This is a genomic window from Vibrio sp. 1F253, from assembly GCF_041439295.1.
GTDB lineage: Bacteria > Pseudomonadota > Gammaproteobacteria > Enterobacterales > Vibrionaceae > Vibrio > Vibrio tasmaniensis_A.
In genome coordinates this window covers 21,606-32,935 of record NZ_JBGONU010000051.1, presented here as the reverse complement: position 1 = coordinate 32,935, position 11,330 = coordinate 21,606, and the positions used below count along the sequence as shown (strand labels likewise).

Genomic DNA, 11,330 nt, shown 5'->3' with positions numbered 1-11,330 from the left:
TTTGAAAAGCGAAATGTCGCTTAGCTAAGTGTCCAGTCTGACTGGAGCAGATCAGCTAGAGTATGGTGCCCCTTCTTCCGTCTTAGCCGCACTATCAATCAATGGGATATGCGTATCCAACACTGGGAACAACTGGACATTGAAGTTATCAGGCAGAGCACTTCTTAAGTACCGATTAGAGCGCCAAGCCGGAACAGATATTGAATACTCATCTTCAAGCTGCAAAGGTGAAAAATCATCTATAGTGTTGATAACAGATAACAATTCCGCTTTATCTACTGTAAGAATATAATCAACATTAGCTTCAAACCAGTCACCACCTAATTGAAAGTTTAACTTTCGAACACTTCTAACAAAAGAGTTCCCACTATAAACTTTATTCGCATTGATTTTTTTACAGACGGCTAATTCAATAGCACTTTCAACACTATCATTTAAGCAAGCAATATCACAATTCTGCGATAAAACTAAAAAGAGAGACGTATCCTTAAGTTTTTTACGATCATTACGCAACGAACTTTTCGCGAAGGAATCTGACCACTCTAACCTTTTATCCATATGAATATTAGAAGCAAAAAAACAAGAAGCTTGTACAAGCTTCTTGTCATGGAAAAGGATTTGTCCATTCGATGGGGTGGCAGCCACTTAAAATCTCCTATGAAACCTTTGTCAATTGACGCAGAGAAACTTCATTTGTAGCTGTATTTTTTGGTAAATTAGACGACATTTTCTCAGATAAACTATCAGCTAATCGAACAATTTCGGCTATATCCAAATTAGGTTCAGACAGTAAATCAAGTAATGACTTGCCATCTCTTGTGTAATTTTTAGCCATTGCACCCGGACTTCTGTCGAATTTAGGGCTAATTTCATCGATAATTTCAGATAAAGTCAGTGCTCGCTTCTTGTTCGAAGAGTTGACCGTATGTTCATCTGTTGAGTTTTTATATGAATGTAACGTTTGTCTTGATACCCCAAAGATGCTCGCAATATCTTTATTCGGTAAACCCAAAGCTACTTTAACTGAATCAACAATGTCCGAAATCCCTAATACATCAATTTCACCATAGGATTCTGTAGCCTTAGATACTCCAACTGAAGACCATTGCTCTCCTGAAATATTTGAGCTGTAAATCACATCATTTTGAGGTGGAACAATATCATCAATATCAATGTAAGCATGAGTATTAAAGCACATCATACTTAACGCTAATGCTGATGCCGTGGCAGTTTTATTACTAGAAGTAGTTGTATTCCACATTATGCTCTCTCCTTAAATCCCCACGCATTTTGAGCCTGTTCAGTAATGACACTCCAAAAAATGTCACTTGCTTGTTGATAAAGTTTGCGAGTCGCATCTTCAACAAGTTCTGCACTAAACGCAGGACTCTGAACAAACTGATATGTGTGATCGATATCTAATATTCCATATGTTGCAGATTGTACATTATTCCAATCTTTTTGACCATTGATCACTAAGCCACATCTTTCATCAGGTTCAATCAGATTATCTGGCAATACTTTTTGAACTCGACCTTCCACGCTTGATAGTTCTTCAAAATTAACAACTAAAACTTGATTCTCAGCAACCTTAACAGCTTTTAGAGAGTGCCCTTGTAAATGCTCACCTACCCCTTTCAGTGAAGGTGGCTGAATTTCACCACAAACAAAATCACTCAGTGTGTTGTTCCCTGTAGGAGCTATAACATCAACGTACCTAAGGCCAACATTCTTTAGGAGCGTTTTATCTAATTTAGGAATGATATCCATACAAGCAACTAACAAACGGTGAAACTTGTCATAGAAATCATTAAAAGCACCGTAGTTGGTCGATTTAATAACCATATAAGTATCTGATATTTCAACAATTTCCTGCTCACCAGCGGCGCGAAACAAAAGTCGTTTGTTCGATAGCTTCTTGTGTCTCATCTGCTGTGAATTTTCATCATAGTTCCATTCTACGATATCGGCTTTACTCTCAATTTTTTCAGGGAACCCCTCATCAATCATTCTCTCATGAAGCTCTTGCATTAATTCAGGGGTAATAGCTTTTAGAGCTGGGACTTCAGCGAATCTTAAATGTATTAAAGCATGTACCAAAGGTGCCTTTTCTAGAGTTTTTTTCATACTATCTACCATAATTAAAAGCAAGAGAGGGTCTCTTGGACGGGGATTTTACACTTTTTTGGACACTTAAAAAGTAATATTAGTTCAGATTTTACACTTTTTTTGACAATTATTAATTCTGTTTGTCAATTTCATAATGTTTAAAGCAACAATTTAAACTCAATCAATGAGCTAAAGAGGAGCATCTTCTACCCTGAATTTATTCTTTGTTTTCAAGCTTGGTCAAACGCTCATCCATCTTTTCCATCATTAAGCGCAGCCACTTAACATCGGTCTTGAGTGTAATGCCAACGCCCACACCGCTAGATAACGCACTAACAATGGCGATTATTAATGTTTGATACTCTGCCATTACTTAAACTCATTGCGTAGGGTTTCCCATAGGCCAAATACTATTGGAGCACTTGCGCCAATAATGCCCCCGAATTGAACACCGTCTGCCGATACACTCGCGGTGATAAGTTCTTGATGATCAGAGATCAAAACCGCTCCTGCGCCAATAACACTAAACCCTTTTTAGCCGATGACAGGCCAATGTCGATTGAGAACTTTCGCCCAATAAGCATATTGTTGCACTTGATATTTTCAAACTCATTCACCAGATCTCTAATTCAGCTTGATTAATCAGTTATGCCTTGAGTCACACTGTCGTTTTGAGTTACCTTGTCTTATTCAAAGTCGTAGGTCACAATACGCTCTGTACCTGACTTTAATAAAATCAATGTCTCCTCAAACAAGGTTACCTAGCAATAGGGGCTGAATGGGGATGTTTGATTGAACGGTGAAAAATTTGGACCACACATTAATAGAGCAAGTTGAAGGGATATGCGTATCGCGAGGTGTTAGGCTAACACCCCAAAGAAAGCGAGTGTTTGAGCTTATCCTATCTAATAAAAAAGCCTCCAGTGCTTATGAATTATTAGAGCAATTGAAAGTCAGTGAACCGCAAGCCAAGCCTCCTACAGTTTATCGCGCTTTGGATTTTTTGTTAGAGCAAGGGTTCATTCACCGAGTTGAGTCAACGAATAGCTTTATATGCTGCTGCTCTTGCAATGCCAACACGCATTTTTCCCAATTACTGATCTGCGATAAATGTGGCACTGTGATAGAATTACAAGACGATGCGCTTGTCGCCCTACTCGCGAGTAACGCCGAGCAGCATGGATTCAAGTTGACCAACCATGTCATTGAATCACATGGCATTTGCCAAACTTGCTCCTCCGAAATGAAAGAATAAGATTATAGAAGAACATTATGCGCGCTGAATTTGTAAACCCGTTTTTAGCTTCTTTGATGAACGTACTAAAAACGATGGCATCTCTAGAATTAAAGCCTCAGAAACCAAGAGTGAAGAAAGATGAAATCGCTCGTGGTGATGTGTCCGGCCTAATTGGTATGGTTGGTACACAGTCTCGTGGCTCAATGTCGATCACCTTTGATGAAGGGCTTGCTCTAGAAATCATGGAAAACATGCTAGGTGAACGACCAAACGGTTTGAACGAAGAAGTGACCGACATGGTGGGTGAAATCACTAACATGGTAACCGGTGGCGCAAAGCGTATTCTTGCAGAAAGCGGCTTTGACTTCGATATGGCAACGCCAATCGTGGTTTCAGGTAAAGGCCATACTATTCGTCACAAGTGTGAAGGCGCAATCATCATCATGCCTTTCTCATCTCAGTGGGGTAATGCTTTCATCGAGATCTGTTTCGAATAGAGATAATCGAGTAAATAAAAAGCGAAAGGCTGACGTACATACGTCAGCCTTTTTTATTGCCGTAAAATCAACGGACATAAAAAACGCCAACCGAAAGGTTGGCGTTTACAATTATTACTTGGTGTTACTTAAACAGTCTTAAGCTTTCAGCGCTTTAAATGCGTTGATTAGACCGTTAGTAGAGCTGTCGTGAGACGTTACTTGTGCATCGTCTGCAAGCTCTGGAAGAATTTGGTTTGCTAGTTGCTTACCAAGTTCTACACCCCATTGGTCGAAGCTGAAGATGTTCCAGATAACACCTTGAACGAAGATCTTGTGCTCGTACATCGCGATTAGGTTACCTAAAGAGCGAGGGCTGATTTGCTTAACAAGAATAGAGTTCGTTGGGCGGTTACCTTCAAATACTTTGAAAGGTACTAGCTCAGCAACTTCTTCAGCTGTTTTGCCAGCCGCTAGGAATTCAGCTTCTACTGTCTCTTTTGTCTTACCGAAAGCTAGCGCTTCAGTTTGAGCAAAGAAGTTAGACATTAGCTTCTGGTGGTGATCAGATGCTGGGTTGTGGCTGATAGCCGGAGCAATGAAGTCAGATGGGATCAGCTTAGTGCCTTGGTGAATCAGTTGGTAGAACGCGTGCTGACCGTTTGTACCAGGTTCACCCCAGATGATAGGGCCTGTTTGGTATTCTACTGGGTTACCTTCACGGTCAACGAATTTACCGTTAGATTCCATGTTACCTTGCTGGAAGTAAGCAGCAAAACGGTGCATGTATTGATCGTAAGGTAGGATTGCTTCTGACTCAGCGCCGTGGAAGTTGTTGTACCAAACACCAATTAACGCAAGGATCACTGGAATGTTGTTTTCAAATTCCGTTGAAGCAAAGTGGTTATCCATCTCGTGTGCGCCATCGAGTAGCTCAGCGAAGTTATCGAAGCCAATAGATAGTGAGATAGAAAGACCGATCGCTGACCATAGTGAGTAACGACCGCCTACCCAATCCCAGAATTCGAACATGTTGTCAGTATCAATACCAAACTCAGCAACTGAAGCCGCGTTTGTTGATAGTGCTGCGAAGTGCTTAGCAACGTGTGCTGAGTCGCCCGCTTCAGCCAAGAACCAATCACGCGCAGAGTGTGCGTTCGTCATTGTTTCTTGAGTGGTAAATGTCTTAGATGCCACTAGGAACAGTGTTGTTTCTGGGTTAAGAGGCTTAAGTGTCTCAACGATGTGAGTGCCGTCTACGTTAGAAACAAAGTGCATGTTTAGGCGAGTTTTGTATGGCGTAAGTGCTTCAGTTACCATGTATGGACCAAGGTCTGAACCGCCGATACCGATGTTAACTACATCAGTGATCTCTTTACCTGTGTAACCTTTCCACTCACCAGAAACGATACGGTGTGTGAACAGTTCCATTTTTGCTAGTACTGCATTCACTGCTGGCATTACGTCTTTGCCATCAACCATTACTGGCTTGTCGCTACGGTTACGTAACGCAGTGTGAAGAACTGAACGACCTTCAGTCTTGTTGATTGCATCACCGCCGAACATTGCTTCGATTGCAGACTTAACTTCAGTCTCGTTCGCAAGAGCGAATAGGTGCTGCATCGTTTCAGCGTCGATAAGGTTCTTAGAGTAATCCACTAAGATGTCTGAACCGAAACGAGTAGAAAAGCTCTCGAAACGCTTTGCGTCTTGAGCAAATAGCTCTTTCATATCCATATCTTGAGCAGACTCAAAATGTGCAGTTAGAGCTTTCCACGCTTGTGTTTGCGTTGGGTTGATATTTTTCAACATGGTATCTATCCCGATGTTACTGTAGGTTTTATTCTAGACGTCACCAAAGTGATGAATAGAACCCCCGATTAGGCGAAAGTTTATATTTTTCTATGATGACCAAATCGCATCACCACTGAAAGATTCTTTGTAATTTTTTTTCACGACGTATTATGCCGCATATGAAGAGCGGTACCTTGAGATAAATCAGAATTAGATTTCCTGATAGCAGAATCGGTACTGACTCTAGCGCTCACATCATTAAATGTGAGCGAAACCTGATAAATTCAAGTTCAAAAGATAGCGTTAAACCACTTTTTTTCCAAATACATTATAGAGGATGGCGTATGTGGATTCAGAAGACGATACACCTACACGCACAAAAACGTGGATTTCATCTCATCACTGATGAAATTGAACAACAGATATCCGATATCCATTCACTGTCTGTTGGTTTATTACATCTATTCATTCAGCATACATCTGCTAGCCTTACGCTAAATGAGAACGCAGACCCTACTGTCCGCACTGATATGGAATCACACTTTAATAAGTTTGTTCCCGAACGAGCACCCTACTACAAGCACACCTACGAAGGTGATGATGATATGCCCGCTCACATTAAAGCATCGACACTTGGTACCAGTGTGACAATTCCAATTACCAATGGTCGTCTAGCATTAGGGACATGGCAGGGCATTTACTTAGGTGAACACCGAGATTGTGGCGGAAGTCGTACCGTTATTGCGACCATTCAAGGTGAGTAACGTTAAGTCATCAACAATGAAATACCGCTTAAACAACATAATGGTAGAAAACAAAAAAGGGTGACACAGTTATGTGTCACCCTTTAAAAATATAAGAGAGTCGAGTTGGCAAACCCAGATTAGAAAGGCTGGTTTATCATAACCCTAAAGGTCCCTTCATCACCGCCTCGCGCTAATTCAGCACGTACAACAATGCCTTCGACCTGGAAACGAACTGCACCGCCTAGGCTCCATTTCATGTCTGTGTGCAGTGTTTTGATATCGTACTCATCAGCAACACGGCCGACTTCAGCAAACGCCACCCACTGCCACCAAGGCAAATCGTAGTAGTTAATCAGTGGGATATCGCCCAGTGGTTGCCAATCAGGAAGCACTCGATATTCCGCAGAGTAGTGAATAGCAGAACGACCGTGGTAACGGCCTCCGGTATAACCTCTTAAGCGATATAAGCCACCGAGTCGAGCTTGCTCTGTTTCCGGTGGACGAGCACAATCTTGCCCTGAACAGTTGCCCCACGTAGGTGTGTCAGCGGTATAGACATCAAATGCCACGACTTGTTGATCGAACAAGTTCCCCAAAGGACCCAATGCAAAATACTGACTATTTTGGAATGTCCACTTCAGCCATAAGTCATCGTTAGACCAACTTTCAGCGCCGGTAGTAAACTCAAGATTGGTATGAGATCCCTTGGTTGGGTTGCGTGTGCTATCACGGTTATCCCAATCAAACGCCAAACTAAAACCTGTCGCTTGTTCGCTATTATTTAAGCCTTCTAGCTCACGAGCCGTATAGAAAGGCGTAAAGACAATCGAACTGACACCTGACTCTAATGGGGAAGCAAAACTCACATCTTTGATGGGTTGGAAAGCCCCTAGCAAGCCATGCTCTGCAACATTGCCCCAAGGCAGCAGATACTTAAACTCAACCTGATAGTTTTCTTCTAAGCCGTCGGCAATGGTTTTATCATCAATGGATGAATCGTTATCGCCTTGAGAGCCAATGTAATACGGGTTTTCGTTAAAGCGAGCTTGGTACATCTGAGTACTGAACAATACGTTCTCAGACAGTGCGAAGTTAAAGGCTGATAAGAAACCGACGTAGCTGTCTTTATCTGAATAAAGCGCCATGCCAAACAGAGCGGCTTGAGGTTGCCAAACACCCTTTGCGACACCAGCAACCCCGAAGGTATTACCCATGGTTTCAGTACTAAAATAGAAAGGAACAAAGGCTGAATCTTTTTCTTCACTCACAGCGGGAGAAGACAAGCTGACACCGAGTAATGCCATTGCAGACATTAACCAGTGTCGAGTCGTTCGTATGAACATCATTTACTTATAGGATCCATAGTTACTTCGTATTAGCTACTTCACATACTCCATCGCAACACGCGAAGTCAGCTTAGTGACCAGCTCGTAAGCGATAGTGCCAATATGTTCTGCGACTTCTTCTGAAGGTAAATCTTTACCCCATAATGTTGCTTCATCACCGACTTTATCTGCCGCATCAGGGCCAAGGTCAACCGTTAGCATGTCCATTGATACACGTCCTGCGATCGGTACTTTTCGGCCGTTAACGAACACTGGAGTGCCGTTAGGAGCAGTGCGAGGATAACCATCACCATAACCTATCGCGATCACACCAACCTTGGTATCTCGCTCACTGGTCCAGTTACCGCCATAACCCACACTTTCACCCGCTTTAACATCACGAACCGCTATCAAGTGCGAGGTCAAGGTCATTACAGGATAAAAGCCAAGATCTTGCGCTGATTTATCAGCAAAAGGAGAAACACCATAAGAGATAATTCCCGGTCGAACCCAATCAAGATGGCTGTCTGGCCAAGCTAATAGACCCGCTGAAGCAGCAAGTGAACGCTCACCTTCACAACCGTCGGTGAGCGATAAGAAAAGCTCGGTCTGTTCAACGGTGGTTGCTCTATCAAGTTCATCAGCACAACCGAAGTGGCTCATGTAGCGCAGAGGTTTAGCGACATTCGCACATTGATGTAAGCGCTCAACAAAGTTTTGGTATTGCTCAGGACGAACACCTAATCGATGCATACCACTGTCGACTTTTAGCCAAACCACAACAGGTGTTTCCAACTCTGCATTCTCTAGCGCGCTTAATTGCTCTTCGCAATGTACTACCGTTTGAATGTTATTGGTCACCAAGATTGGCAAATCGCCCGAAGAGTAAAACCCTTCTAGCAACAAAATAGGTTTAACAATGCCACCAGCACGAAGCTGTAATGCTTCTTCAATACGCGCCACACCAAAAGCATCAGAGCTTTTTGAATGCTTAGCAATATGCAGTAAGCCATGACCGTAGCCATTGGCTTTCACAACAGACATTACCTTGCAATGAGGAGCCTTCGACTTTATCTGGTTCAGGTTATGTTCAAGCGCGTTTAAGTCAATACTCGCCGTCGCTGCTTTCATGTAAGTCATTAGTGATTACTCATCATCAAATGCAGGACCTGCATAGTTATCAAATCGGGAGTGTTGACCTTGGAACGTAAGACGAACCGAACCGATCGGACCGTTACGTTGCTTACCAAGGATGATTTCAGCGATGCCTTTCAATGAACTATCTGGGTTATAAACCTCATCACGATAGATAAACATGATTAAGTCGGCATCTTGCTCGATCGAACCTGATTCACGCAAATCCGAGTTTACTGGGCGCTTATCAGCACGTTGCTCTAGGGAACGGTTAAGCTGAGAAAGTGCCACAACTGGCACGTTGAGCTCTTTTGCTAGTGCTTTCAATGAGCGAGAAATCTCGGCGATCTCTAGAGTACGGTTATCAGATAACGAAGGTACACGCATTAATTGAAGGTAATCTATCATGATCATAGAGATACCATCATGCTCACGAGCAATTCGTCGAGCTCGAGAACGTACTTCTGTTGGCGTTAGACCCGAGCTGTCATCGATATACATATTCTTCTTATCCATCAGAATACCCATACTCGACGAGATACGAGCCCAATCTTCATCGTCTAACTGACCGGTACGAATCTTGGTTTGGTCTACGCGAGAAAGTGATGCAAGCATACGCATCATCAGCTGTTCAGCTGGCATCTCTAGCGAGAAGATTAACACTGGCTTGTCTTGCTTCATTGCTGCGTTTTCACATAGGTTCATCGCAAACGTGGTTTTACCCATCGATGGACGCGCAGCAACAATGATTAAGTCAGAACCCTGAAGGCCTGCCGTTTTCTTATTGAGGTCGTTGAAACCCGTATCGACACCTGTCACACCATCTTGTGGCGATTTATATAAGATTTCGATACGTTCTAGCGTCTTCTCTAGAATGCTATCAACGTTTTGTGGACCTTCATTTTCACTTGCTCGGCCTTCGGCAATCGCGAAAACTTTACTCTCAGCAAGATCAACAAGTTCTTCCGATGTACGACCTTGCGGGTCATAACCAGAATCCGCAATTTCATTTGCTACACCAATCAGGCTACGCACCAATGCACGTTGTGCCACGATATCTGCATAGGCATTGATGTTTGCCGCACTTGGCGTATTTTTCGCTAGGTCAGCAAGGTAAGCAAAGCCACCCACTTCTTCAAGTTGCTCACGCAGCTCTAAATGTTCAGAGAGTGTAATAAGATCCAGAGGAGAGCTTTCTTCAAGGATATCCTTTACCGCTTCAAAGATCAGACGGTGAGGACGGCTATAAAAGTCTTTGGCCACAACCTTTTCGGCCACCGTATCCCAGCGTTCGTTATCCAATAACAAACCGCCAATAACAGATTGCTCAGCTTCTAATGAATGTGGCGGGACCTTGATGGCGTCCACCTGATCGTTGGCTGATTTCTGACTTTTGGTATCCACTATGACTACACTCAATAACTAATAATGATCGTTCATTATACCCAAGAACATCCGTTTGTAATCCGATCCTATGAGTTTGTTTTATTCTTCAGCAAGAATTTACCTATTGCTGACGGAATTAACCAAAGGTAGCATTACGATCCTTCTATTCATTCACTGTATAACTGAGGTATGCGTGTCCAAATTATTGGCTCTGAACACTGGTCTTCTAAGCTCTAGTCTTCTAAGCATCGGTCTCCTGAGCACTCCGTCGGCCTTAGCGGATGATGCTAAAGCCTCTGTTGATGCAATCCTCGACTCGATAGTGGTACCAGAACCGGCTGCTGAGCCGATCGTCGTTGCACCGACACTTGAAAAAGATATGGATATCGCACCAAGTGATACGAGTGACACAGAACTGCCGAACCCACTGAATACTGAAGTCGAATTTGGATATCAGTCGCATACTGGTAATTCTGATTCTCGATCGCTGAATGCACGCCTGAACGGTGAGTACACGGCTGGCCGTCATAGAACCAGTGGCGAATGGAAATACTACAATCTCTACAAAGATGGCGAAGAAGATAAAAGGCAATCGACATATTCTGCTCAGAGTGACTACAAGTTAAGTCCGAAAACCTACCTCTATGGCAGCTTTAAAGGGGTCGATTCACGATACAGTGCTTATTTTAAGGACTACACCGTTTCTAGCGGTTTAGGTTATCAGTTTTCGAATACAGAAGAGTTTGTGTTGGAGGTCGAAGTGGGCCCGGGTTTTCGTTACCAAGAACCGAACCTTGATGAAATAGACGATGATGACATCATCTTCCCAGAGATCGTTGAAGAAGCGATTTTCCGTGGCAATGTAAATACATCATGGCAGGTATTGAAAAATTTGAAGCTCAAAGCCGATGTGACGTTGGTATCCGGCCACAGCAACCTAAAATTTGATACTGAATTAGAAGCCATCAACGATATTACCGACAATATCGCACTGAAGATTGCTCACTCTCGACAGTACCACGACAAGGTACCTGAAGGGTTGAACAAAGAAGATTCCGTACTGTCTGTAAATCTACTTTTTCAATTCTAAATTTGAGAGCGGGTAGAACGATGTATCGATAAA

The 11,330-nt window shown here is 42.9% G+C and carries 13 protein-coding genes; 4 read left to right on the top strand and 9 right to left on the bottom strand.

Annotation, left to right across the window (positions count from 1 at the left end):
• Nucleotides 1-51 precede the first annotated feature (51 nt).
• The 5 genes from ACED28_RS19370 to ACED28_RS19350 form a co-directional block, all read right to left on the bottom strand.
• Nucleotides 52-645 (bottom strand): hypothetical protein, encoded by a 594-nt coding sequence (locus ACED28_RS19370; protein WP_371710509.1) that lies wholly within the window; start codon nt 643-645, stop codon nt 52-54.
• 10 nt (nt 646-655) lie between these two features.
• Nucleotides 656-1,261: a hypothetical protein gene (locus ACED28_RS19365; RefSeq protein ID WP_371710508.1), complete on the bottom strand. Its 606-nt coding sequence runs from the start codon at nt 1,259-1,261 to the stop codon at nt 656-658.
• Nucleotides 1,261-2,127, bottom strand: coding sequence for a TIGR04255 family protein (locus ACED28_RS19360; protein ID WP_371710507.1), 867 nt, complete (start codon nt 2,125-2,127; stop codon nt 1,261-1,263). Before ACED28_RS19360 ends, ACED28_RS19365 begins: the two co-directional genes overlap by 1 nt.
• 199 nt (nt 2,128-2,326) lie before the next feature.
• Nucleotides 2,327-2,479, bottom strand: coding sequence for a hypothetical protein (locus tag ACED28_RS19355; protein WP_371710506.1), 153 nt, complete (start codon nt 2,477-2,479; stop codon nt 2,327-2,329).
• Nucleotides 2,479-2,610 (bottom strand): hypothetical protein, encoded by a 132-nt coding sequence (locus ACED28_RS19350; RefSeq protein ID WP_371710510.1) that lies wholly within the window; start codon nt 2,608-2,610, stop codon nt 2,479-2,481. The genes ACED28_RS19355 and ACED28_RS19350 overlap by 1 nt, the downstream gene beginning before the upstream one ends.
• 298 nt (nt 2,611-2,908) lie before the next feature.
• On the opposite strand from ACED28_RS19350, the gene zur reads away from it, so the two are divergent.
• Nucleotides 2,909-3,364 (top strand): zinc uptake transcriptional repressor Zur, encoded by a 456-nt coding sequence (gene zur, locus ACED28_RS19345; RefSeq protein WP_012603115.1) that lies wholly within the window; start codon nt 2,909-2,911, stop codon nt 3,362-3,364.
• A gap of 17 nt (nt 3,365-3,381) precedes the next feature.
• Nucleotides 3,382-3,843 carry a chemotaxis protein CheX gene (locus ACED28_RS19340; protein WP_009847897.1) on the top strand — a complete coding sequence of 154 codons (462 nt, stop codon included), beginning with the start codon at nt 3,382-3,384 and terminating at the stop codon, nt 3,841-3,843.
• A gap of 138 nt (nt 3,844-3,981) precedes the next feature.
• Here the strand turns inward: ACED28_RS19340 and pgi are convergent, their stop codons facing one another.
• Nucleotides 3,982-5,634 carry a glucose-6-phosphate isomerase gene (gene pgi, locus ACED28_RS19335; protein ID WP_371710505.1) on the bottom strand — a complete coding sequence of 551 codons (1,653 nt, stop codon included), beginning with the start codon at nt 5,632-5,634 and terminating at the stop codon, nt 3,982-3,984.
• 326 nt (nt 5,635-5,960) lie between these two features.
• Between pgi and ACED28_RS19330 the strand changes: the two genes are divergently transcribed.
• Nucleotides 5,961-6,380 carry a secondary thiamine-phosphate synthase enzyme YjbQ gene (locus ACED28_RS19330; protein WP_009847895.1) on the top strand — a complete coding sequence of 140 codons (420 nt, stop codon included), beginning with the start codon at nt 5,961-5,963 and terminating at the stop codon, nt 6,378-6,380.
• 119 nt (nt 6,381-6,499) lie between these two features.
• Here the strand turns inward: ACED28_RS19330 and ACED28_RS19325 are convergent, their stop codons facing one another.
• The 3 genes from ACED28_RS19325 to ACED28_RS19315 are packed head-to-tail and all read right to left on the bottom strand — an operon-like array spanning nt 6,500 to nt 10,225.
• A complete protein-coding gene (locus tag ACED28_RS19325) occupies nt 6,500-7,705 on the bottom strand; it encodes a BamA/TamA family outer membrane protein (protein WP_032499458.1) in 1,206 nt (401 codons plus the stop codon).
• 36 nt (nt 7,706-7,741) lie between these two features.
• Nucleotides 7,742-8,827, bottom strand: a complete 1,086-nt coding sequence (gene alr, locus ACED28_RS19320) for an alanine racemase (RefSeq protein ID WP_371710504.1) — start codon at nt 8,825-8,827, stop codon at nt 7,742-7,744.
• A 6-nt stretch (nt 8,828-8,833) separates the two neighbouring features.
• Entirely contained in the window at nt 8,834-10,225 is a 1,392-nt protein-coding gene (locus ACED28_RS19315; RefSeq protein ID WP_009847892.1) for a replicative DNA helicase, read from the bottom strand.
• A gap of 175 nt (nt 10,226-10,400) precedes the next feature.
• On the opposite strand from ACED28_RS19315, the gene ACED28_RS19310 reads away from it, so the two are divergent.
• The gene (locus ACED28_RS19310) at nt 10,401-11,297 is read left to right on the top strand and encodes a DUF481 domain-containing protein (protein ID WP_371710503.1); all 897 of its coding nucleotides are present in this window, start codon (nt 10,401-10,403) and stop codon (nt 11,295-11,297) included.
• Nucleotides 11,298-11,330 lie beyond the last annotated feature (33 nt).

Excerpts from the sequence above, each read along its gene's own strand:
- ACED28_RS19340 (WP_009847897.1), top strand. The coding sequence starts at position 3,382 with ATGCGCGCTGAATTTGTAAACCCGTTTTTAGCTTCTTTGATGAACGTA.
- pgi (WP_371710505.1), bottom strand. The coding sequence starts at position 5,634 with ATGTTGAAAAATATCAACCCAACGCAAACACAAGCGTGGAAAGCTCTA.
- ACED28_RS19330 (WP_009847895.1), top strand. The coding sequence starts at position 5,961 with ATGTGGATTCAGAAGACGATACACCTACACGCACAAAAACGTGGATTT.
- alr (WP_371710504.1), bottom strand. The coding sequence starts at position 8,827 with ATGACTTACATGAAAGCAGCGACGGCGAGTATTGACTTAAACGCGCTT.
- ACED28_RS19360 (WP_371710507.1), bottom strand. The coding sequence starts at position 2,127 with ATGAAAAAAACTCTAGAAAAGGCACCTTTGGTACATGCTTTAATACAT.
- ACED28_RS19365 (WP_371710508.1), bottom strand. The coding sequence starts at position 1,261 with ATGTGGAATACAACTACTTCTAGTAATAAAACTGCCACGGCATCAGCA.
- ACED28_RS19325 (WP_032499458.1), bottom strand. The coding sequence starts at position 7,705 with ATGTTCATACGAACGACTCGACACTGGTTAATGTCTGCAATGGCATTA.
- ACED28_RS19355 (WP_371710506.1), bottom strand. The coding sequence starts at position 2,479 with ATGGCAGAGTATCAAACATTAATAATCGCCATTGTTAGTGCGTTATCT.